A 20,986-nucleotide genomic window follows, 5' to 3' on the forward strand; every position below is an offset into this window, starting at 1 on the left:
ACCCGGAGTCCCGATTTTCGGCTAAGTAGGTGGAGGCGAGTACCGGAATCGAACCGGTGTACACGGATTTGCAATCCGCTGCGTCACCACTCCGCCAACTCGCCATCCGTGGTGTTGGCGTCAGATACGGTATCGGGGGCGGGCGCGCAAGAGGGGAGTTGTGCGCCGATCGGCATGAGATTTCCGTCTGTGCGTTCGCGAAGAGGGGGCTGAGCGGGGTGTGAAGCCGGGAAGTTGCAGGGTGTTCTTGCCCCCTAGGGGCAGTTGTGGCAAAACCTCGCGCAAGGGTTTCACACCGAAGAGTTCACGACATGCAAGATTTCGCCACGCGCCGCACCATGATGGTCGACACGCAGGTCCGCCCCAACGACGTGACCAAATTCCCCATCATTGCCGCGATGCTGCATGTACCGCGCGAGGAGTTCGTGCCGGCCACGAAGCGCGAAGCTGCCTATATCGGGGAGAATGTCGAACTGGCCCCGGGCCGTGTCGTGCTCGAGCCGCGCGACTTCGCGAAGATGCTCGACGGGCTCGACATCCAGCCCCATGACCTCGTGCTTGATATCGGCGCGGGGCTCGGCTACTCGGCCGCGGTGATCGCGCAGATGGCCGAGGCGGTCGTGGCGCTCGAGGAGGAAGATCTCGCCGCGCAGGCAGAGGCCGCGCTGGCACAGGCCGGCGCCGACAATGTCGCCGTCGTCGCGGGTAAGCTCGCCGAGGGATCTGCCAAGCACGGACCTTACGACGCGATCATCCTCGAGGGCGGGGTCGAGACCGTGCCGCAGGCGATCGCCGATCAGCTCAAGGAAGGTGGCCGGATCGCGGCGATCTTCATGGAGGGCGTGCTGGGCACCGCGCGGATCGGCTACAAGATAGATGGCGTGATCAACTGGCGCGACATGTTCAATGGCGCTGCGCCGCTTCTGCCGGGCTTTGCCTTGCAGCGCGAATTCGTGCTCTGAAGGGCACATCCAAACGGCTACACATAATGCCGCAATTGAAACTGCAGGCATTGACTGTAACAATCGAAAAATCCCGGGCCCGGCGCCGGTCTGCTTTGGCGTGCGTGGCGATAAAGGAATGAGGGCAGAGGCATGTTGCGCAAGACTTTGAGACTGACCGTTCTGGCTGCGGTGACGGCGATGGCGCCCTATGCGGTGAGTGCCGAGACGCTGGCCGATGCACTGGTTTCGGCCTACAAGAACTCGAACCTTCTCGAACAGAACCGCGCCACGCTGCGGGCCGCCGATGAAGATGTCGCCCAGGCGGTCGCCAAGCTGCGCCCCGTCCTGCAATGGACCACCGATTACACCGTCCAGCACACCAACAAGTCGAGCGTCACCGGTAACCCGGTGACGACCCGCGCCGCCACCGCGACGCTGGGCGCCTCGATGACGCTGTTCGATTTCGGCCGCACCAAGCTCAATGTCGAGATGAAGAAAGAGACCGTTCTGGCCACCCGAGAGGCGCTGCGCTCGGTCGAACAAAGCGTGCTGCTTTCCGCGATCCAGGCATATTCGGACGTGAAGTCGGCCTCCGAGCAGGTCGCGATCAACCAGAACTCGGTGCGCGTTCTGGGCGAGGAACTCAAAGCCTCGAACGACCGCTTCGAGGTGGGTGAAGTGACCAAGACCGACGTGTCGCTTGCGCAGGCGCAACTTGCCTCGGCCCGGGCTTCGCTCGCGGCAGCCCAAGGCAGCCTGCGTACCGCGCGCGAGGCTTACAAGGCGGCGACGGGTCATTACCCGGGAGCGCTCGCAGCCTTCCCGAAAACTCCGGCCCTTCCGAAATCGCTCGATGCGGCGCGCGACATCGCGCTGCGCAACCATCCGAGCGTGAAGCAGCTTCAGCACACGGTTGCTGTTTATGATATCGCGGTGTCCTACGCCAAAGCGAATCGTTTGCCGACGATTTCGGGCTCGGTCGGGCTCGTCCAGGGCGAGATGGGGACCACCTCGCGCTCGGCCTCGATCGAAATGAACCAGACCCTCTACTCGGGTGGCGCATTGCTTTCCGCACAACGTCAGGCGATCGCGAATGATCAGTCGGCGCGTGCCCAGCTCAGCCAGGCAGGGGTGACGATCTCGCAAGGCGTCGCGAACGCCTGGGCCGCGATCGATATCGCGAAGGCGCAGATTTCGGCTTATGACCAGCAGATCCAGGCCGCGCGCACCGCCTATCAGGGTGTGAAGGAAGAGGCGCTTCTGGGGGCCCGCACCACGCTTGACGTGCTCTCGGCCGAGCAGGATCTGCTCGACGCGCAGGCGGGGCGGATCGATGCTGCGGCCACGCTTCAGGTAGCATATTATCAACTTCTCTCCGCTATGGGTCTTCTGACGGTGGACAACCTGAAGCTCGGGATCCCGACCTATGATCCGGCTGCCTATTACAATTCGGTGCGGAACGCGCCCCTTACGCTCAGCCCGCAGGGCAAGCGGCTTGACCGCGTGCTCAAGGCGATGGGTGAGAACTGATCGCATCGCGCGATCGGGGCGGGCGTTCGAGCCTGCCCCGGCGCCGTTCATGTTCGGCGCGCAAGTTACCTCTCAAATCAACGCGATCCCGAGGGATCAGATGACTGGACAGGCGGGCGAGCTCGCATCAGGATGGGGGCACCATGGCTGAAACCGGAACCCGACCTGAGATAGAGGATGTGCTGGCATCGATCCGGCGACTTGTGTCGCAGGACAGCCCGCGTCAGGCGGAGAACTATCCCGCCCCGCGCCGTCCCGCGCCGCCCGAACCGCTGGTGCTGACCCCTGCGCAGCTCGTCTCTGAAGATACCGAGGTAGAAGAGGTCGAGATTGCCCCCGACCTCCCCGAGCCCGCGGAGATTTCGGCAGCCCGGCGCGCACCTCAGAATTTCGAACCTGATTTCGATGACAGCGCGGTCGAAGCCTGGCCCGCCGAAGAAGATTTGCCGCATCAGTCACTCGGGGAGGAGCTGGCGCGTCTGGAGGATACGCTGGCCCACCTCGAGGCAGAGGTCGCGCGCGACGGTATCGACTATGAGCCCGAGCAGGGCGACCGTTTCGAGCTGGTGGGCATGCCGCCGTTGACCGATCTGCCCGAGGAGTTCGATGTCGAGGCGCTTGGCGGGCTGGAGGATGCCCTGATCGAAGGCGCCGTTTCGGCCACGTTGGTCGGAGGGGCTTCCAACCCCGATGTTGGGGGAGAGGAGTTCCCCAACTTGGTGGCGGAGGACCTGCCGCCGCTCATTCTGGCCTCGGAGGACGCGCAAAGCGCGAGCATGCGTGACGTGGAAGAGGTTGTCCCGATCGATCTTGGGACTGAGATCGACCCGGACCTGATGGATGCCGACTGGGCGCGGATGCCCGAGGAGATGGAGGACGAGGCGCAGTCCGAACCCGTCCCCGAAGAGGAAAGCGCCCCGGGCCCGGAGTGGGAGGGGCACTGGCCGGTCGAGCCTGCGCAGCCGCGTCGCCTGCATCTGAGCGATGCCGAGGCGCGCGCGCCTGAGCCGGAGCCGCGTGCTTCGAGCTACGAGGATCTGCGCGACGCGCTGGCGAAGGAAGAGGTCGGGCCCGATCTCGAAGCGCTCGAGGCCGAACTGGCGGGGATCGCGGATGAGCCTCAGGCACCGCTGCATCCCGCGGCGCTGTCGCTTGATGAAGGTCAGTTGCGCCAGATCGTTTCGGCGATGCTGCGCGAGGAATTGCAGGGCGCACTCGGCACCCGGATCACACGCAACCTGCGCAAGCTCATCCGACGCGAGGTGCAGCGTGCCCTCATGAGCCGCGATCTCGACTGATCGTCACAACGGGAGCGCACGTTGCACGCCCGCGCAGCGTCTGCCAGACATTGAAAACGGCGCGGCCCTTTCGGGACGCGCCGTTTTTCATACCGGGCTCCGGAGTGATCCGGAGCCACCGGCTCAGGCTGCTTCGGCCTCGTGTTCGTCCGCCGCAGCCAGACGACGTTCGCTCTCTTCGCGCGACAGCGCGACAGAGGTCCGCACGCCCTTGGCGACGAATTCCATCAGGCCTTTCACCACGCGCTCGTTCGGGTCAATCCCGGCGCAGGACAGCACTTCGCGTCCGTCACGCGACCGCGCCCAACGCGCGATCTGTTCGGGGCCGTTGCCGTATTTCTTGTCGTCGGCAATGGCGTCGTCCAGCGCAGCGAGCACCACCGCGGCGAAGAGTTTGCGGGCGCGTTGACCCTGTTCGTAATTGAAGGCCGAGCCGTCAACGAAATCGCGCATTCTTCCGTCCTTTTTATTGCTCTTGCGTTTCCTGGCGTGGGGGCCATCTAGAGCGGATAAGCTCCGATTCGATATGGCTCTCAGCACATGGCAGGCATGCGCATGACGCATATCACCCCTGCGATTAACTGCATATCTCTGAGCAGCCCCCGATGAAGTCTTGGGCAGATAGGCAGGATATGCTGGTTTTCAAGGGGCCGAGATCGCCCTTCCATCAGGGCGTGGCGTGGTGGTTGGTTAACAAGTATTTGAAAATTATAGATAGTTTCTCAATTCAGCGCGTGGGGCGAATTTTTCGTCATGAGGCGCCGCGAGAGCGCGGCAAAACCGTTTCCCCGCAAACACGCTTCGAAAACATCCGTTTTCCCGCCACTTGAACTTTCTGAAATTCTTTTTCGGACCTTCGCGGGCGGGGTCATAAATAAGTGATCTCGGCCTCGTCCGCCCGTAGCGTTCCCTCGGCCCGGTCGAGGCGCAGATAGGCGATCGCGCGGTTGCCCGCCCGGGTAAAGAGCTGGCCAACGCGACGCCCCTCCGCGGTGATCTCCGCACCAGGCTCCGCAGAGCCCGAAATGCCCACGCTGACGAAGCCCTTGCGCAGCTCGGTCTTGTGTTTCATCCGCGCGGTGACCTCCTGTCCGACATAGCAGCCCTTACGGAAATCGACCCCGTTCAGCCGCTCAAACCCGGCTTCGAGGATATAGGTGTCCGGGGTCAACTCGATCCCGGTCTCTGGGATGCAGTGGGCGACGCGGATGGCATCCCAGTCGCTCCCATCATCCCCCGAGCGCTCGCCGTAAAGCCGCCAGCCCAGATCGGGATGACGCGGATCGGGCAGGGCGCCTTCGGGCGCGGGGCCAGTGCCGCGATACACCTTGAGGGCCGAGGGCGCGATCTGCACATCGGCGCGCAGCTTATACATCGACAGGCGTTTGATCGTCGGCTCGGCGATGCTCTCGTCGAGGTCGATCACGATCGCCTCGCCCCGGTCCAGCAGGAAGAAATCGGCCAGATACTTGCCCTGCGGCGTCAGCAGCGCGGCATAGACGAGACCGTCTTTCAGCTTGCGGACATCATTGCTGATCAGCCCTTGCAGGAAATGCTCCCGGTCGCTGCCGGTGATCTCGTAGAGGATGCGCTCGCTCATGAGTAACTCCTTTCAACGGGCATGTAGGGCGCGCGGGCGCCGATGTCAGCCTCAGTCGAGGAGCTGCATCCGGCAGAGCCCCGCATAGACGCCGCCCTTGGCGACCAGATTGTCATGCGTGCCTTGCTCGACGACCTGACCTTCCACCACGACGACGATCTTGTCCGCATTGCGTACGGTCGAGAGGCGATGTGCGATCACCAGCGTCGTGCGGCCCTGGCTGAGTTCGGCCAGGGCCTCGGCCACCTTCGCCTCGGAGACGGTGTCGAGGGCGGAGGTGGCTTCGTCGAGCAGCAGGATCGGCGCGTTGCGCAGCACCGCACGGGCGATGGCGACGCGCTGGCGCTGGCCGCCAGAGAGGGCCGAGCCGCGCGGTCCCGAGGCGGTTTCGATCCCGTCGCTCATCAGATCGGTGAATTCGGTCACATGTGCCGCTTCGAGCGCTTCGCGCAATGTCTCGGCGGCGACATCCGCCCGCCCGAGCAGGACGTTTTCGCGGATCGTCTCGTCGAAAAGGGCGGCATCTTGCGAAACGGTCGAGAATTGGCGGCGCAGTTGCGTCAGGTCGAGATCGGCGAGCGATGTGCCCCCCAGCGTCACACGCCCGCTATCGGGATCGACCATCCGGGTCAGCAGGTTGAAAACGGTGGTCTTGCCCGCGCCTGAAGGCCCAACGAGTGCGGTCGTTTGGCCCGGCTCGGCAGTGAAGCTGAGCCCGCGCAGAACCTCCTTGTCGCCATAGCGCAGATGCACGTCCTCAAGTGCGATCCGGGTCGAGGCGGGCAGGAGCGCGGGCTGTGCGGGCGAGGCGATCGTGGGCTGCGTGTCGAAGAGCCGATAAAGCCGCTCGAGGCTTGCCGCGGCCGTCTGCCATGAACCTGCCGTGTTGGCGAGGCGGCGCACCGGCTGGAAGGTCAGCGCCATCGCGGTGAAGAAGGACATGAAATCGCCCACCGAGCGTTCGCCCGCCATGATCTGCTGTCCGCCCAGCACCAGCACGACGAAGAAGCCCAGACCGGTGATGATGTCGATCATCGCGGGCACGAGACCCGAGATCACCGTGGTCTTGATCTGCGCGTTGCGGACTTCGTCCACGAGGCGCTCGAACCGGCCAGCCTGATAATCTTCGATCCCGTTGAGTTTGACCGCCGCGATCCCGTGGAAAACCTCGTCAAGCCGGGTCGCGCGGTCGGAGGAATGCTCACGCATCTTCCGGGTCTTACGCCGGATGTAGCGCTGCGCCATCCCGACGGGCAGGATCAGCAGCGGTGCACCGATCAGCGCACCAAGCGTCCAGACCGGGTCGATCGAAACCGCCACGGCAAAAAGCGAAACGAGCGCCATCAGGTCGCGGCCGGTCCCGGTGATGAAGATCTTCCAGACATTCTGCACGGCTGCGGTGTCGCCCTGGACCCGTTCTATCAGCGCGCCGGGCGGGTTGTTCTGGTAGAAATGCTGGTCGAGCCGCAGCATGTGCCGGAAAAGGTCCACCTGCATGTCGCTCGAGGTGCGCAGCGCGACATTGGTCATCACCGCGCGCGAGCCGACCGAGGTCACCGCGCGGATCACGAAGAGCAGGAAGATCCCGAGCCCGACCCACCAGATCAGATCGCTCTCGCCCTGCACGAAGACCTTGTCGAAGAGCGGCTTGAGCATCCAACTCAGCGCGCCCAGCGTCGAGCCCTCGATGAGCAGCAGCACCGCTGCCACGATGACCCAGACCCAGTGCTTGCGCAGGTAGTCGCGCCACATCCGGCCGAAAAGGCGCTTCGAGCTGTAGGGATCGGAGGTTTTGGCCACTTGGAACCGTCACATTGAGCGCATTTCGCGCGGATTGTCCCGTGGATTACCGCGAGAGGGGGGCGGCGCGCAAGCTCGGGCGCGATTGACGCCGCGCCGCAGCGGCATTACCGATGGTCCGTTCTGCGTGATGGAGAAGACAGATGAGCCTCGCCCAGGGTCGCCCCTACCTCGCCATTCCCGGCCCCTCGACCATGCCCGACCGCGTTCTTGCGGCGATGCACAAGCCTGCGCCGAACATCTATGAGGGTGAAATCGAGGAAATCGCCGCGCGCGTGGCCGCGAACCTGCGCCGGGTGGCGATGTCGTCGTCGCATGTCGCGATCTACATCGCCAACGGGCATGGCGCCTGGGAGGCTTCGATCGCCAATGTCTTCTCGAGGGGCGACAAGGCGCTGAGCCTCGTGACGGGGCGCTTCGGCGATATCTGGGCAAAGAGCGCGACCACAATGGGCGTCGAGGTCGAACGGCTGGAATTCGGTCTGAAATCCCCCGCCGATCCCGCCCGCGTCGAAGAGGCGCTGCGCGCCGATACCGGCCACGAGCTCAAGGCCGTGCTGATGACCCATGTCGATACCGCGACCTCGGTGCGCAACGACGTGGCTGCGATCCGCGCCGCGATCGACGCGGCGAACCATCCCGCACTTTTGATGGTGGATTGCATCGCCTCGCTCGGCTGCGACGAATTCCGCATGGATGACTGGGGTGTCGACGTGATGGTCGCAGCCAGCCAGAAGGGGCTGATGGTGCCGCCGGGGCTGGGCTTCGTTTGGTTCTCCGACAAGGCGCTCGAGGCCAGCCGCAGCTCGAACATGGTCACGCCCTATTGGAACTGGCACCCTCGGGCCTTCCCCGAGATGGTCTATCAGTATTTCGGGGGCACCTCGCCGACCCATCACCTCTTCGGGCTCGATGAATCGCTCAAGATGATCCTCGATGAGGAAGGACTGCCGCATATCTGGAAACGTCATGCGGCGCTGGCCCGCGCGGTCTGGGCGGCTTTCGAGACCTGGGGGCAGGGCGGTGACCTGGCGCTCAATATCGCCGAGCCCGCCAACCGCGCCCATTCGGTGACCGCGGCGCGGATCGGAAATGGAGGCGCGGAGCGGTTGCGCAAATGGCTCGAGGCCGAGGCGGGCGTGACGCTCGGGATCGGTCTTGGCATGGCCGAGCCGGGCACGCCCGAGGCCGACGACTTCCTGCGCGTCGCGCATATGGGCCATGTGAACGCCCATATGACGCTCGGCGCGCTCGCCACGATGGAGGCGGGGATGCAGGCGCTCGATATCCCGCACGGGCGCGGTGGGATTGCCGCGGCGGCGGGCGAGATCGCGAAAGGCGTGGCTCAGGCCTGACCGTGGCGCTCCAGCCAGTCGGTCAGCCAGCCCAACTCCTCGGCCTCGTCGGTTCCGACCTGCGCGATCTCCTCGTCGGGGATCGAAAGGCGTGTCTCGCGTCCGATCTGGGTGCTGCCGGCATAGGCACCGAAGGCCAGAGCAAAGGCCAGCGGGCTCAGCATCGCGATATGGCGGTTACGGGTCTTGCGGCTCATGTTTTCTGCTCCTGTTGGCTGGGCAGAAGATGGGCGCGCGAGTGAGTCGGGGCAACTCACCTTGAAGCGAGAAAGGACCGCACCGGCCCTTTCCCGCTGATCTCATGGGCGGATTTGTGCGCTCGTCGTATGGGGGCGGGTTGGGCCGGTCTTGAAATCGGCCCATCCGAAACCCAATGGCAGGAGCCTCAGGCCTTGTCGGCCAGCGCCTTGCACCAGGCTTCCATTTCCTTCGTGGCCACTTCCATCGGCGGTTCGAGGAAGGTCAGGTGGAAGCTGTCGCCCATGTCCGCCACGCCGATCGCGCGCGGACGCACGGCCAGCACATGCGGGTTGGGGAGGGCCACGCCGAAACAGAACACGATGTTCTTCGCGTCCGAGATGTTCTCGGCCACGGTGCCGTCGATCGACTTGGTGTGGGTGTAGTGATCGAAGGTGGCGATATAGGCGACCTTCGGATGGGCGTCGATCTTCTCGCGCAGCTTGGCGATGATCTCGTCCACGCTCGCGCAGGAGGTTTCGGCCTTCGGCAGGGTCATGTCGAAAACCGGGTATTTTTCCATCAGCAGCGACTGTCTCATCTCGCAATCCTTCATCTGGGAGGCATGTTTCGCCTTCCCGGATGCCCGCAAACTGCGCGTGGATCAACGCGACAGCTTGGCGCGGGCGGCTGCGAGGGCGTCGGGGAGTGCCGCGGCGAAAGCGTCAAGCTCGGCATCGGGGCCGACCGAAACACGGATGCAGCGATCCTGTGGCGCGACGAAGGGCATGCGCACGAAGATGCCCCGCGCGCCCAGTTCCGCCAGCACCGCACGGGCAAAATCGCCATCCTGCCCGCAGTCGATCGCGACGAAATTCGTAGCCGAGGGTAGGGCGCTAAGCCCGTTCTCTTCCGCAATCGCCGTGATCCGGTCGCGCGCGCCCGCGACGAGCAGTCGCATGTAGGCCTGCCACGTCTTGTCCTGAAGCGCGGCCAGTGCGCCCTCCTGCGAGATCCGACACATGCCGAAATGATTGCGGATCTTGTCGAAGGCCGCGATCAGCCCTGGCGCCGCCAAGGCATAGCCCACCCGCGCACCCGCCATCCCATGCGCCTTTGAGAAAGTGCGCATCCGGATCACGCGCGGATCAGCGGCGGCGATGCGCGCTTCGGTGCCTTCCGGGGCGAACTCCACATAGGCTTCGTCGAGCACCATCAGTGTCCCTTCGGGCACCGCTTCGATCATCTCCTCGATCGTCTCGCGCGCGTGCCAGGTACCCATCGGATTGTCGGGGTTCGCGATATAGACGAGTTTCGCCTGCGTCTCGGCGGCTTTGGCGATCAGCGCTTGCGGGTCTTCGCGATCCGTTGCGTAAGGTACCTTGTGCAGCACGCCGCCAAAACCCGCGACATGGTAATTGAAGGTCGGATAGGCACCATCGGACGTCACCACCGCATCGCCCGGCTCGATCACCAGACGGCACAGATAGCCCAGAAGCCCGTCGATCCCTTCGCCCACCAGAACGTTCTCGACCGCGACGCCGTGATGGGCGGCGATCTCGGCGCGCAGCTCGAAACTCGTCGAGTCGCCGTATTTCCACACATCTCCTGCCGCAGCTGCCATTGCGGCAATCGCGCGCGGCGAGGGGCCGAAGCCGTTTTCATTCGCACCGAGCCGCGCCGCGAAGGGGCGGCCAGCGCGGCGCTCCTGTTCCTCGGGCCCGACGAAAGGCACGGTGGCGGGAAGGCTCTCGATCAGTTTGGTGTAACGCGGTCCGGTCATGGCAATAGGCGTAAGCGCAAAGCCGAGATGCGGCAAGGGGCCGCGTGGAACCCCGGGCTGGGCGAGACACTTAATTTTGCGTAACCTGCGATCGAGCACCGACCCGGAGAGCCAGCCGATGAGCGCCAGCGACACCTCCCTTGCGACCACCCTCTTCCAGACCCTGACCGGGGCGGACGGGGGCAAGCCGAGGGAACTGAGTGCGGATGCGGCGAGCCACGAACCCGCCAATTTCCTGCGCCATGTCGCGTCGCTATCTATGACCAAGCTCGCCGATGGGCTGATCGACCCGAAGCTGGTGTTGAGCTGGTTGATGCAGGCAGTGGGCGCGCCGGCGGCGCTGGTCAGCTGGCTGGTGCCGGTACGTGAGGCGGGTTCGCTCCTACCGCAGTTGTTCACCGCGCCCCATATCCGCAAGATGCCCGAGCGCAAATGGGCCTGGGCGGCGGGCAGCCTGTTTCAGGGGGTCGCAGCGGCCATGATCGTCTTCGTCGCCCTGACCATGCATGGGGTAATGGCGGGGCTTGCGATCCTCGGCGCGCTCGCGGTGTTGGCGGTGGCGCGCTCGATCTCTTCGGTGAGCTACAAGGATGTGCTGGGCAAGACGGTGGACCGCACCCGGCGCGGAACCTCCACGGGAATCGCGACGACCGTGTCGGCGGCGGGAGTGATCCTGTTCGCGCTTGTCATGATGAGCGGAACGATCGAGCGGATGGCGCTCGTGATCGGGGCGATCTCGCTCGCGGCGGTGCTCTGGATCGCGTCGGCTGTGACCTTCTCGACCCTGCGTGAGGAAGACCAGCCCGGGGAGGCGGAGGACAAGGTCGGCCTGCGTGAACTGCGCCTTCTTTGGGAAGATCGCGATCTCGGCAAGTTCGTGATCGCGCGCACCTTGCTGCTGCCGACAGCACTTGCCCCGCCCTATATCGTGCTGCTCGCGGCGCAAGCGGGAGATAACCGGTTCGGGGCGCTGGGTGCGATGGTGCTGGCCTCGGCGCTCGCCTCGCTGGTGAGCTCCTATATCTGGGGGCGGCTGGCGGATCGTTCCTCGCGCAAGGTGCTGATTTTCACCGGACTCGTCGCGGCGGTGTTTCTGGTGTTGGCGGTGATCCTGGGCTGGTCGGGGTTGATGGGCACGATCTGGGCCTCGCCACTGGCGCTGTTCGGGCTGATGATCGGCTATCAGGGCGTGCGGCTGGGGCGCTCGACCTATCTTGTGGACATGGCGCCCGCGGACAATCGTGCAGCCTATACGGCGGTGTCGAACACGACGGTCGGGGTGATGTTGCTCGCCTTCGGTGCGACCAGTTCGGCGCTTGCGCTGGCGGGACCCGCAACCGTGCTCGCCATCTATGCCGCAATCTGCGTCGCGGCGTCCGGTGTCGCTTTCACGATGAAGGAAGCCGACGACTAACCTTTGAGGAATTTGCGCCGGGCCTCTTCCGCGATCGACTGCTTCATCATCAGTTCAGAGAGCGCGGCCATCGCGGATTTGCGCTCCGCCTCGGTGGTGGCCGCGGCGAGGATTTCCTTCGCCGCCGCGACTTTCTTCTTCAACTCGATCTCTTCGGGCAGGACACCGGCGGCGGCCATCATGCGGAAGGCGACCTGCTCTCCCGCATCGAGATGCGCTTCACCCGAGCGGTCGGGCAGGGGTTTGCCCTCGCCCTCAAGCCCGGCCATCTTCCCTTCGGCGCGTGCCTTGAGCATTCGACGTTCCGCGATCCGCTCAAGCCAGCTTGCCATTGGAACCTCCGTTATCCCAGCTCTGCCAGACGCGCGACGGCCTGACGGACTTTCTCGGCCTCTTCCACGGCGCGGGCGAGGTTGTCGCGGGTTTCCTCGACCACCTCGGGATCGGCATTGGCGATGAATTTGGGGTTGTTCAGACGGCCCTTCATGCCGCTGATATCCTTCTCCATCTTGCCCAGAGCCTTCTCCAGACGCGCTTTTTCCTTGCCGATGTCGATCACCCCTTCGAGCGGCAGCCCGAAGAGCGCGCCCTGTGCCGGGATCGAGATCGCCCCTTTCGGGATCGGCGCTTCGGTGATGCTGTCGACACGGGCGAGACGGAAGATCAGCGCTTCGTTATTGGTGAGCGCTGCGCGGGCTGCGTCATCCGCCTCGGCCAGAACCATCGGCAGTTTCAGACCCACCGGCACGCCCATCTGGGTGCGCGACGAGCGGATCGCCTCGATCAGCTCGATCACCCAGTTCATCTCGCGATCGGCCGCCTCGTCGACCAGATCGGCGGCCTTGTAGCTCGGCCAGTCGGCATGGACGAGCATCTTGGCGCGGTCGCCCTGCGGCGCGGTCAGCTCCCACAGCTCCTCGGTGATGAAGGGCATGATCGGGTGCAACAGGATGTAGCACTGATCAAGCACCCACCGCATCGTGGCGCGGGTTTCCTCCGCGTGTTCGCCATCGAACAGGGGTTTCGCGAATTCGACATACCAGTCGCAGACCTTGCCCCAGACGAAGCCGTAAAGGCCAAGGGCCGCGTCATTGAAGCGGTAGGCGGCGAAGGCCTCGTCAACCAGTTCGCGCACTTTCGCGGTCTCGCCGATGATCCAGCGGTTCACAGTGTGAGTGGGCTGCGGGATCTCGGTCACCACCGGGCCTTCGAAGACGCCGTTCATCTCGGCGAAACGCGTGGCGTTCCAGATCTTCGTGCCGAAGTTGCGGTAGCCCTTGATGCGCTCTTCGCTCAGTTTCAGCACGCCGCCAAGCGCCGCCATCGCCGCATTGGTGAAGCGCAGCGCATCCGCGCCGTATTCGTCGATGATCGTCAGCGGGTCGATCACGTTGCCCGCGGTCTTGGACATCTTCTTGCCCTTCTCGTCGCGCACGAGCTGGTGCAGGTAGACGGTGTGGAAGGGCACCTGATCCATCACGGCCAGCTGCATCATCATCATCCGCGCCACCCAGAAGAACAGGATGTCGAAGCCGGTCACGAGCACATCGGTCGGGAAATACTTTCGCATCTCCTGGGTATCTTCGGGCCAGCCGAGCGTGCCGATCGGCCAGAGGCCGGAGGAGAACCAAGTGTCGAGCACATCGGCGTCGCGCCAGACCGGGTAGATCAGCTGCGTCGGGTCTTCGGTCATCTCGTATTGCGCGAGGCTTGCGGCCAGCGCCTCGATGGCGGCATGGCGGTCTTCCACCTCGACGATCCGCGCCGCGTTGAGCGGGGTCGGCAGATCGGCATTCGCCGCCTTGAAATAGCCGGTCACGCCTTCGAAATCGGGCGCGCAGTGATAGCGGTCGTCAAGGTGCACCATCTTCGTCTCGACGAGCAGACGGCCCATCTCGACAAGGTCGATCGCGCCATCGTTCTCGTCGTCGCGGTAATCCGAGGCCTCGAGGTCCAGACCATACCAGACCGGAATCTGGTGGCCCCACCAGAGCTGGCGCGAGATGCACCAGGGCTCGATATTTTCGAGCCAGTGGTAATAGGTCTTCTCGCCCGCCTCGGGCAGGATCACCGTGTCGCCATTGCGCACCGCGTCGAGCGCCTTGCCCACGATCTTCTCGGCATCGACGAACCACTGATCGGTCAGCATCGGCTCGATCACCACTTTCGAGCGGTCGCCGAAGGGCTGCATGATCGGCTTGGCCTCGACGTAGGGCACCAACGTTTCGGTCTCGTTGCCGTCTTCGTCGGTGACCGTTTGGGTGGTCATCACCGCCAGACCTTCCTCGGTGATCTGGTCGATGACAGCTTTGCGCGCCTCGAACCGGTCGAGCCCGCGCAGTTCTTCCGGCACGAGGTTCAGCGCGTCGATCTCGGCCTCGGTGAACTCGGCGCCGCGCGAGATTTCCATCGCACGGGTCGCGCACTCCTCATAGGACAGCCCGTCGGCGCGCATCGCGCCCTTGGTGTCCATCAGGCGATACATCGGGATGCCGTTCCGCTTCGCGACCATGTAGTCGTTGAAGTCATGCGCGCCGGTGATCTTCACCGCGCCCGAGCCGAAGGTCGGATCAGGATACATGTCGGTGATGATCGGGATCAGGCGGCGATGCTCTTTCGGGCCCACCGGGATTTCGCAGAGCTTGCCGACGATCGGCGCGTAACGCGCGTCGGAGGGATGCACCGCCACCGCACCATCGCCGAGCATCGTCTCGGGGCGGGTGGTGGCGATCGAGATGTAGTCGCGCTCCTCCTCGAGGATCACGTTCCCGTCCTCGTCCTTCTCGACGTAGGTGTAGGTCTCGCCGCCCGCCAGCGGGTATTTGAAGTGCCACATATGGCCGGCGACCTCGATATTCTCCACCTCGAGGTCCGAGATCGCGGTCTCAAAATGGGGATCCCAGTTCACCAGACGCTTGCCGCGATAGATCAGGCCCTTTTCGTACATGTCGACGAAGACCTTGATCACCGCGTCATGGAAATTGCCCTCGTTACCCTCAGGCGCACCGGGTGCGCCCGACATGGTGAAGGCGTTGCGCGACCAGTCGCAGGACGACCCCAGACGCTTGAGCTGGTTGATGATGGTCGAGCCATACTGACCCTTCCACTCCCAGACCTTCTCGAGGAATTTCTCGCGGCCCAGCTCGGTGCGCTTGGGCTGCTGGGTCTTGGCCAGTTCCTTTTCCACCATCAACTGGGTCGCGATGCCCGCATGGTCCTGACCTGGCTGCCAGAGCGTGTCGAACCCGCGCATCCGGTGCCAGCGCACGAGGATATCCTGCACCGTGTTGTTGAAGGCGTGGCCGACATGCAGCGCGCCCGTGACGTTGGGCGGCGGGATCATCACGCAGAAGGTCTCATCGCGCGAGGCGTTGGCCCCGGCTTTGAAGGCCCCGGCTTCTTCCCATTTCGCGTAGATCCGCGGCTCGGCGCTCGCGGCATCGAAAGTCTTGTCCATCGTCATGTCAGGCATCCTTGGCTCGGCTTGAGCGCTGTTTAGCCCGGAGCGTGCGCGAGGAAAACCCTTCGCGAAAGAGAGTGGCGGGTCGGAAGGGCCGGTTCGAGCGGCCGGTCCGGCTGGATGGACGTTCAGGCGCCTTTGCTCGGGATATGGGGGCGTTCCATCTTGGGGCGGCGATTGTGACAGCGCATCCCCCCTACACGTCGTCAAAAAGAGGCGCGTACGAAGAAGTTTGCCCTATTCCCGTCTGGTCGGATCTGCCGACCCGCTTTCGCAGCGGATGGGTCGAAAGGCCGTCATGGGCGAACGACCGGGGGCACCCGATCGCGGCAGAGGTCTTTCGGTGTATCGATATCAAGGGCTTCTTCGGCCATCAGCGGCACAAGCGAGTTGCGGGGCAGGGAGCGCAGCAGCGCGCGCGCGCCTTGGTCTCCTTCCTCTGCGCGTAATCCCCGCATGTCGTCTGCCGTCAAGAGTGCCGGTGGCATCGGGATCCCATCGAAGACGCAGGCGCGGCTGCCGCCGTCGTCAGCCATCAGCGTTCGGATTGTTCCGGCGGAAACCGAGGGCATGTCGCCCAGCATGAACAGGGCGCGTTCCGCTTGCAGCTGTTGCGCGTGGTCACGCGCCGCTCGCCAAGTATGAGAAAGCGGCAGGCCTGGCGCCACCCGGATTGCCCGGAACGGTGCGGGGAGTACGGCTTCGACCGCATCGGAAGAGACGAGCGCAAGGAGCGCGTCACAGCCCGCCGCTTCAAGCGCACGCGCCGCCGCCACAACCAGAGGCGCGCCCTCCCAGTCGGCGAGGAGCTTGTCTTGAGCCCCGAACCGACGGGAGGCGCCAGCGGCGAGCAGAATGCCGAGCGTGCGCATGGAACGCGCCCGGCTCAGTCCAGCGGAGAGAATGCGGCGGGTTGCAGGAAGATGCTTTCCTGATGGACGAGATAGGGAAGGATCTTGGGAACGAACTCCTGCCACTGCGGGTCTGCGCCGAGTTTGGCTCTTTGTGCGCTGCGGTGGGCGTAATCCTGATAGGCCCAAAGAAACGTGACGGCGTTCAACACGCCACTGTCACTGACCCAGCATCCGGCGAGCTTCGCGTACTGGCTGATGATATGGAGCCCCTCGGCTTCATAGAGCTTGAGGAACTCGGGCGCTTTCCCGGGCGCGATGCGATAGGTTCTTTGTTCGTAGATCATGATGCGCTCCGGCATGATTGGTGTCGACTCTCGGACGCTGGCGCGCCGTTTCGATCCGAGGCTAAGGCAAGAGTTCAGGTTTTCGCAACATTTAAGTCGTCAATTGACGAAAAGATGCTTTGCCGATGCGCACAATGGGCTAATGTGTAATCCTGATGGCGTGGCGTCCGGCGTCAGTGTTGAGAGAATGAGTGCGAAGGAGGTAACGTGCAGGCCAGATCGATGACGAAAGAGGGCTCATCCAAGGTGGGGGGGGCGGGAAGCAAGCCGGGCTCGCCGCAGGGGGCGGTCCGCATGCCGTTCAATGAGCGTCGCGCGCAGATCCTGGATGTCGCTTCCGACTTCTTTGCCGAGAACGGTCTTGCGGGGCAGACGCGTCAACTGGCAGAGAAATGCGGCATTTCTCAGCGTCTCCTCTATCGCTTCTTTCCGACCAAGGAAGACCTTCTCCGGGAGGTCTATAACCAGGAGATCCTCGGGGCATTCAAGGCGGTTTGGTTCGTGGAGCTCCAGGATCGCTCGCAGCCGGTTTCGGTGCGGCTCGAGGCCTTTTATCGCGACTATCTCCAGTCCACCCTGACCCGCAAATGGCTGCGTTTGTTCCTTTATGCCTCCTTGGCCGAGGCGAATATGGCGCCCGATTACATCGCTGCGATCATCACCCAGCTGCTGGAAGTTGTGATGCGCGAGGTGGCGCATGAGAAAGGGGTCGTCCTGCCGGCTGATCCGGCATTGCTCCGTGAAATGGCATGGACGCTGCATGGCGCGATCTCTCACTACGCAATTCGGCGCCATATCTATCAAAGCAGCCTGTCCCTGTCCGAGGATCAGGTGGTTTCGATGCATGTTCGCCTGTTCGTCGCGGGATTTGCCGACATGATCGACGCGTGTCGCGGCGACTGACCGCAACAATCGGTTCTCTTTTCTTGGATTTCCCCCTGCGGTGACGGCTGTGGGTGGTGAAAATTTGTGCAATTTCCTTAGGGGAAGTTGAATCATCACTTTTCGTTTTGTCGTCAGTTGACGAATTAATAAATCGCCAATAGCGTCGATTCTTATAAGAAAGTTCAACAGGGACGGTTTGCTGCGGCGGGGCTCGGATGGGGCCCGCGGCGGGCGGCCACGCAAAAGGAATCGAATAATGCTAAAGGACAAGACGCGCCACCTCGGGCGCCGGGATTTCCTCCGCTATTCGGCGGCGGGCGCAGGGGCGCTGATGGCGCCGGGTCTGGTTCGTCAGGCACGTGCTGAAACGGCCGCGCTGACGATGCATACCTGGTCGGCCGCAGTCGACACCGTGCAGAGCCACCTCAGTGCGTTTACGAAGGAAACCGGGATCCCCGTGAATTACGGAAACTCTCCTTGGGCGCAGTACCGCGAGGGGATGGTCGCGAAATTCGTCGGGGGCGCGCCGCTTGATGCGATGTGGGTATCAGACGCCTGGCTGCCTGAATGGGCCGAGGCCGGCTGGATCGCACCGGTCGACGAATTCGACAGCCTGATGAAATACAACGCCGAAGCCGAGGATTTCTGCACCCAGTCGATGACCTATGACGGTCGGCAATACGGCCTGACCTATTACACAGATTACATGGCCTTCCTCTATGACGAGGCGAAGCTCAAGGAAGCCGGCTTCGATGCGCCGCCGACGAGCTGGGACGAGCTGGTGGAGCAGTCTCTGGTCATGAAGGAAAAGGGCATTTCCGACTATCCGATGATGCTCGCGATGGCGCAGGAAAGCTGGCTGATCGAGTTCATCTCGACGCTCGTCTATTCGCATGGCGGACGGTTGGTCGACGACAGCGGCTCGGCCGTGATGCAAGACGAGAAGGAAGGGGCCGTCGAGGCGCTGCAATGGGTCGTCGATGCGGTCAACAAGCACAAGATCGTCTCGCCCGCCTGTGTCGAGACCGGTGAGTTGGCGGGGTTGAAGTCCTTCGCTGCGGGCAACCATGCCTTCGCGATGGTCGCGAAATATCGTCTGCGGATGCTGAACGATCCCGCACAATCGCAGATCGCGGGCAACGTGAAGCAGGCGATGATGCCGCAAGGGCCCAACGGATCTCATGCGACGGTGGGGTGGATGCGCTTCCATGGCATGTCGGCACAAGCGGCGCAGGACAAGGCGCGCGCCGAAAGCACCGCAAAGCTGATTGAATGGTTCGGCGGTAAGTCCGATGGGGCCTACACGTTCCAGAAGCTCCTGTTCCTCGATATCGGCGCCGGGTTCGGCGTAAAGCCGCTATTCGAGGATCAGGAGGTCCGCGCCGCCTACGACTCCTACGGCGATGTCGACATGATCCAGGCCCAGCAGGCGCTTGCCCTCAAGAAGGACACGGTCACGCCGTGGTTCGGGGAGTGGAACGACACCAATGGCTCGGCCTGGCAATCGGCGATCTTGGGTAATGTCGATGCCGCAGGGGCGGTCAAGAAATCCGCAGATCTGTGGAATGAGCTGAAGGACAGCTACTGATCCCGGTGCGGCGGGCCTTTGCGAAGGCCCGCCGACTGACGGGCTGGGCAACGGGAGAGCATGACGTGGCGGATGCAATGATTGGGGCGACGCGCCCGAGATGGCGGCTGGGATACGAAGAGCGCAGCGCCATGCTGTTCCTTGCTCCGGTGATGGTTGTGCTGGGTGCGGTTGCCGTCTTCCCGATCCTTTATTCGCTCTACATCAGCTTTTTCAGCGTCAAGCTCACGCGGCCGAACCGGACGCCCTTCGTCGGCCTCAAGAACTATACCGATCTGCTGGGGGACGCGGCTTTCTGGAGCGCGGTCTGGCGCACGGTGAGTTTCTCGCTCGTCTCTGTCAGTGCGATCGCGGTGATCGCATTGCTTGTTTCGCTGCTGCTGAACCAGGAGTTCCGCGGTCGCCGCATCCTCTCCACGATCCTGCTGGTGCCTTGGGCAATCCCCTATGTGGCGAATGCGCTGATGTGGAAATGGATCTACGATTCCAGTTATGGCGCCCTGAACGGTCTGCTCTACCAGCTTGACTTCATTGACAAATACATGGTCTGGCTCGGTGATCAGGACAAGACGCTGTTCCTGATCGCGAACGCTTTCGTGTGGAAGGAAGTCCCGCTCGCGACGATCCTTCTTCTGGTCTCGCTCAAGTCGATCCCTGCAGATCTGTATTCGGCCGCCCGCGTCGATGGAGCGACGGTCTGGCAGCGCTTCGTCCATGTCACCCTGCCTGCGATGAAGCCCGGTTTCATGCTGGTGATGATCTACGAGACGATGATGGCAATCCGCCATTTCGATCTGTTCTTCGTGCTGACCGAGGGCGGTCCCGGCAGCGCCTCGCATGTCTTGTCCTGGCACATCTATGTCGAGACCTTCCGCAACCTCTCCTTCGGGAGTGGGGCCGCGATGTCCTACCTGCTCGCGATCGCGACTTTCGCGCTTTCCTATCTCTTCATCCGAACGCTGGGGCGCAAACTCTGATATGACCGATATGCCCAACACCCCTCCCGCCGACGCGATCGACTACCGCCGCCGCCAGAAAATTGCGCGCATCGTGCAGCGGCTCGTGATCGTCGTCTCCGCGATCGTCCTGGCGATCTATGTGCTCGCCCCGGTTTCCTGGCTTGTCTCGTCGGCCTTCCAGACTGAGGCCGAGATCGTCTCGATCCCGCCGCACTGGATCCCCGACGAGCCGACATTGCGCAATTTCGAGGCGATCTTCACCGCCGGAGACAGCGAGCCGGTCACCTACGAGACGCGCTCGGGCACTGATCCGGCCGCAGGTGATTTCATCCCCTCGACCGCGAAGAACCTTCTGCCTTCGATGCTCAACAGCCTCATCGTTGCGACGCTTGTTGTGATCCTCAATCTTCTCGTCGGGGTGCCCGCCGCCTATGCGATCGCGAAGATCCGGTTTTGGGGGCGTAATGCTTCCATCTATTTCATCCTGATCACGCGGGTGATCCCCGATATTGCGTTGGTCGTGCCGTTCTTCCTCGTGATCCGCAAACTCGGGATGCTCGATACGCTGGGCTCGCTCGTGATCACTTACCTTGCGATCACGGTTCCGTTCACGGTCTTCATCATGATCCAGTACTTCGAGGGACTTCCCGACGAACTGGACAAGGCCGCACGAGTTGATGGCTGTTCCCGATTGCAGGCGCTGATCAAGGTGTTCCTGCCGCTCTCGCTGCCCTCCCTCGTCGCCGTGGTGCTGTTCACCTTCCTCGCCAGCTGGAACGAGTTCCTGCTCGCCCTGATGTTCACTCAGACCTCGGCGTCGCAGACCCTCCCCATCCTACTGGCCTCGTTCACCTCCGATTTCACGGTGAGCTTCTCCTTCCTCAACGCCGCGGGCGTTCTGGCAGTCGTGCCGCCTGTCATCGTCGCAATCGTCTTCGAACGCTACATCGTTTCCGGTCTGACCGCCGGGGCTGTCAAAGGTTAGAAAGGACAAA

The 20,986-nt window shown here is 63.3% G+C and carries 19 protein-coding genes and 1 tRNA gene; 9 read left to right on the forward strand and 11 right to left on the reverse strand.

From position 1 onward, the window contains the following. Positions 1 to 30 precede the first annotated feature (30 nt). Positions 31 to 104 (reverse strand) — tRNA-Cys (locus BMI90_RS15425). A 207-nt stretch (positions 105 to 311) separates the two neighbouring features. Here BMI90_RS15425 and BMI90_RS15430 point away from each other — a divergent pair. The 3 genes from BMI90_RS15430 to BMI90_RS15440 all read left to right on the forward strand — a co-directional run bounded on the left by BMI90_RS15430 (position 312) and on the right by BMI90_RS15440 (position 3,772). Continuing rightward, positions 312 to 962: a protein-L-isoaspartate O-methyltransferase gene (locus BMI90_RS15430; RefSeq protein WP_078530399.1), complete on the forward strand. Its 651-nt coding sequence runs from the start codon at positions 312 to 314 to the stop codon at positions 960 to 962. A gap of 132 nt (positions 963 to 1,094) precedes the next feature. Beyond that, on the forward strand, positions 1,095 to 2,474 hold the full coding sequence (locus BMI90_RS15435) for a TolC family outer membrane protein (RefSeq protein ID WP_078530400.1): 1,380 nt from the start codon (positions 1,095 to 1,097) through the stop codon (positions 2,472 to 2,474). A 143-nt stretch (positions 2,475 to 2,617) separates the two neighbouring features. Continuing rightward, positions 2,618 to 3,772 carry a hypothetical protein gene (locus tag BMI90_RS15440; RefSeq protein WP_078530401.1) on the forward strand — a complete coding sequence of 385 codons (1,155 nt, stop codon included), beginning with the start codon at positions 2,618 to 2,620 and terminating at the stop codon, positions 3,770 to 3,772. Between the two features lie 123 nt (positions 3,773 to 3,895). Here BMI90_RS15440 and BMI90_RS15445 read toward each other — a convergent pair whose 3' ends face one another. From BMI90_RS15445 to BMI90_RS15455, 3 genes are all read right to left on the reverse strand, one after another. Next, positions 3,896 to 4,225, reverse strand: coding sequence for a DUF6280 family protein (locus BMI90_RS15445; RefSeq protein ID WP_038079895.1), 330 nt, complete (start codon positions 4,223 to 4,225; stop codon positions 3,896 to 3,898). 415 nt (positions 4,226 to 4,640) lie between these two features. Further along, positions 4,641 to 5,372: a folate-binding protein YgfZ gene (locus BMI90_RS15450; RefSeq protein ID WP_078530402.1), complete on the reverse strand. Its 732-nt coding sequence runs from the start codon at positions 5,370 to 5,372 to the stop codon at positions 4,641 to 4,643. 51 nt (positions 5,373 to 5,423) lie between these two features. Beyond that, a complete protein-coding gene (locus tag BMI90_RS15455; protein ID WP_078530403.1) occupies positions 5,424 to 7,172 on the reverse strand; it encodes an ABC transporter ATP-binding protein in 1,749 nt (582 codons plus the stop codon). Between the two features lie 143 nt (positions 7,173 to 7,315). Between BMI90_RS15455 and BMI90_RS15460 the strand changes: the two genes are divergently transcribed. Further along, positions 7,316 to 8,527: an aminotransferase class V-fold PLP-dependent enzyme gene (locus tag BMI90_RS15460; protein WP_078530404.1), complete on the forward strand. Its 1,212-nt coding sequence runs from the start codon at positions 7,316 to 7,318 to the stop codon at positions 8,525 to 8,527. Here the strand turns inward: BMI90_RS15460 and BMI90_RS15465 are convergent. From BMI90_RS15465 to BMI90_RS15475, 3 genes are all read right to left on the reverse strand, one after another. Continuing rightward, positions 8,518 to 8,724: a hypothetical protein gene (locus BMI90_RS15465; RefSeq protein ID WP_078530405.1), complete on the reverse strand. Its 207-nt coding sequence runs from the start codon at positions 8,722 to 8,724 to the stop codon at positions 8,518 to 8,520. The two genes, BMI90_RS15460 and BMI90_RS15465, sit on opposite strands and share 10 nt — an antisense overlap. Positions 8,725 to 8,912: 188 nt before the next feature. Beyond that, the gene (locus BMI90_RS15470; RefSeq protein ID WP_078530406.1) at positions 8,913 to 9,305 is read right to left on the reverse strand and encodes a DUF6858 family protein; all 393 of its coding nucleotides are present in this window, start codon (positions 9,303 to 9,305) and stop codon (positions 8,913 to 8,915) included. A 63-nt stretch (positions 9,306 to 9,368) separates the two neighbouring features. Beyond that, positions 9,369 to 10,487, reverse strand: a complete 1,119-nt coding sequence (locus tag BMI90_RS15475) for a pyridoxal phosphate-dependent aminotransferase (protein WP_078530489.1) — start codon at positions 10,485 to 10,487, stop codon at positions 9,369 to 9,371. Positions 10,488 to 10,605: 118 nt separating this feature from the next. Here BMI90_RS15475 and BMI90_RS15480 point away from each other — a divergent pair, with 118 nt between their 5' ends. Beyond that, complete coding sequence (locus BMI90_RS15480; protein ID WP_078530407.1) at positions 10,606 to 11,901, forward strand: MFS transporter; 1,296 nt, start codon at positions 10,606 to 10,608, stop codon at positions 11,899 to 11,901. Here the strand turns inward: BMI90_RS15480 and BMI90_RS15485 are convergent. The 4 genes from BMI90_RS15485 to BMI90_RS15500 form a co-directional block, all read right to left on the reverse strand. Further along, positions 11,898 to 12,233, reverse strand: a complete 336-nt coding sequence (locus BMI90_RS15485) for a DUF1992 domain-containing protein (protein WP_078530408.1) — start codon at positions 12,231 to 12,233, stop codon at positions 11,898 to 11,900. The two genes, BMI90_RS15480 and BMI90_RS15485, sit on opposite strands and share 4 nt — an antisense overlap. 11 nt (positions 12,234 to 12,244) lie before the next feature. Next, a complete protein-coding gene (locus BMI90_RS15490; protein WP_078530409.1) occupies positions 12,245 to 15,364 on the reverse strand; it encodes a valine--tRNA ligase in 3,120 nt (1,039 codons plus the stop codon). A 293-nt stretch (positions 15,365 to 15,657) separates the two neighbouring features. Next, positions 15,658 to 16,233: an NTP transferase domain-containing protein gene (locus tag BMI90_RS15495; protein WP_078530410.1), complete on the reverse strand. Its 576-nt coding sequence runs from the start codon at positions 16,231 to 16,233 to the stop codon at positions 15,658 to 15,660. Positions 16,234 to 16,247: 14 nt separating this feature from the next. Continuing rightward, on the reverse strand, positions 16,248 to 16,559 hold the full coding sequence (locus BMI90_RS15500) for an NIPSNAP family protein (RefSeq protein WP_078530490.1): 312 nt from the start codon (positions 16,557 to 16,559) through the stop codon (positions 16,248 to 16,250). Between the two features lie 222 nt (positions 16,560 to 16,781). Between BMI90_RS15500 and BMI90_RS15505 the strand changes: the two genes are divergently transcribed. From BMI90_RS15505 to BMI90_RS15520, 4 genes are all read left to right on the forward strand, one after another. Beyond that, positions 16,782 to 17,462, forward strand: a complete 681-nt coding sequence (locus tag BMI90_RS15505) for a TetR/AcrR family transcriptional regulator (protein WP_078530411.1) — start codon at positions 16,782 to 16,784, stop codon at positions 17,460 to 17,462. 238 nt (positions 17,463 to 17,700) lie between these two features. Further along, positions 17,701 to 19,032 (forward strand): extracellular solute-binding protein, encoded by a 1,332-nt coding sequence (locus BMI90_RS15510; protein WP_078530412.1) that lies wholly within the window; start codon positions 17,701 to 17,703, stop codon positions 19,030 to 19,032. A gap of 131 nt (positions 19,033 to 19,163) precedes the next feature. Next, positions 19,164 to 20,009 (forward strand): sugar ABC transporter permease, encoded by an 846-nt coding sequence (locus tag BMI90_RS15515; protein ID WP_210401969.1) that lies wholly within the window; start codon positions 19,164 to 19,166, stop codon positions 20,007 to 20,009. Between the two features lies 1 nt (position 20,010). Beyond that, positions 20,011 to 20,976: a carbohydrate ABC transporter permease gene (locus BMI90_RS15520; RefSeq protein ID WP_210401970.1), complete on the forward strand. Its 966-nt coding sequence runs from the start codon at positions 20,011 to 20,013 to the stop codon at positions 20,974 to 20,976. The last annotated feature ends 10 nt before the right edge of the window (positions 20,977 to 20,986 follow it).

The organism is Thioclava sp. L04-15, assembly GCF_002020275.1.
Lineage (GTDB): Bacteria > Pseudomonadota > Alphaproteobacteria > Rhodobacterales > Rhodobacteraceae > Thioclava > Thioclava marina.

Coding starts and splice junctions, on each gene's coding strand:
- BMI90_RS15485 (WP_078530408.1), bottom strand. CDS start 12,233: ATGGCAAGCTGGCTTGAGCGGATCGCGGAACGTCGAATGCTCAAGGCA.
- BMI90_RS15480 (WP_078530407.1), top strand. CDS start 10,606: ATGAGCGCCAGCGACACCTCCCTTGCGACCACCCTCTTCCAGACCCTG.
- BMI90_RS15520 (WP_210401970.1), top strand. CDS start 20,011: ATGACCGATATGCCCAACACCCCTCCCGCCGACGCGATCGACTACCGC.
- BMI90_RS15490 (WP_078530409.1), bottom strand. CDS start 15,364: ATGACGATGGACAAGACTTTCGATGCCGCGAGCGCCGAGCCGCGGATC.
- BMI90_RS15495 (WP_078530410.1), bottom strand. CDS start 16,233: ATGCGCACGCTCGGCATTCTGCTCGCCGCTGGCGCCTCCCGTCGGTTC.
- BMI90_RS15445 (WP_038079895.1), bottom strand. CDS start 4,225: ATGCGCGATTTCGTTGACGGCTCGGCCTTCAATTACGAACAGGGTCAA.
- BMI90_RS15515 (WP_210401969.1), top strand. CDS start 19,164: ATGCTGTTCCTTGCTCCGGTGATGGTTGTGCTGGGTGCGGTTGCCGTC.
- BMI90_RS15465 (WP_078530405.1), bottom strand. CDS start 8,724: ATGAGCCGCAAGACCCGTAACCGCCATATCGCGATGCTGAGCCCGCTG.
- BMI90_RS15430 (WP_078530399.1), top strand. CDS start 312: ATGCAAGATTTCGCCACGCGCCGCACCATGATGGTCGACACGCAGGTC.
- BMI90_RS15510 (WP_078530412.1), top strand. CDS start 17,701: ATGCTAAAGGACAAGACGCGCCACCTCGGGCGCCGGGATTTCCTCCGC.
- BMI90_RS15470 (WP_078530406.1), bottom strand. CDS start 9,305: ATGAGACAGTCGCTGCTGATGGAAAAATACCCGGTTTTCGACATGACC.
- BMI90_RS15440 (WP_078530401.1), top strand. CDS start 2,618: ATGGCTGAAACCGGAACCCGACCTGAGATAGAGGATGTGCTGGCATCG.
- BMI90_RS15435 (WP_078530400.1), top strand. CDS start 1,095: ATGTTGCGCAAGACTTTGAGACTGACCGTTCTGGCTGCGGTGACGGCG.
- BMI90_RS15475 (WP_078530489.1), bottom strand. CDS start 10,487: ATGACCGGACCGCGTTACACCAAACTGATCGAGAGCCTTCCCGCCACC.
- BMI90_RS15460 (WP_078530404.1), top strand. CDS start 7,316: ATGAGCCTCGCCCAGGGTCGCCCCTACCTCGCCATTCCCGGCCCCTCG.
- BMI90_RS15505 (WP_078530411.1), top strand. CDS start 16,782: ATGACGAAAGAGGGCTCATCCAAGGTGGGGGGGGCGGGAAGCAAGCCG.
- BMI90_RS15500 (WP_078530490.1), bottom strand. CDS start 16,559: ATGATCTACGAACAAAGAACCTATCGCATCGCGCCCGGGAAAGCGCCC.
- BMI90_RS15450 (WP_078530402.1), bottom strand. CDS start 5,372: ATGAGCGAGCGCATCCTCTACGAGATCACCGGCAGCGACCGGGAGCAT.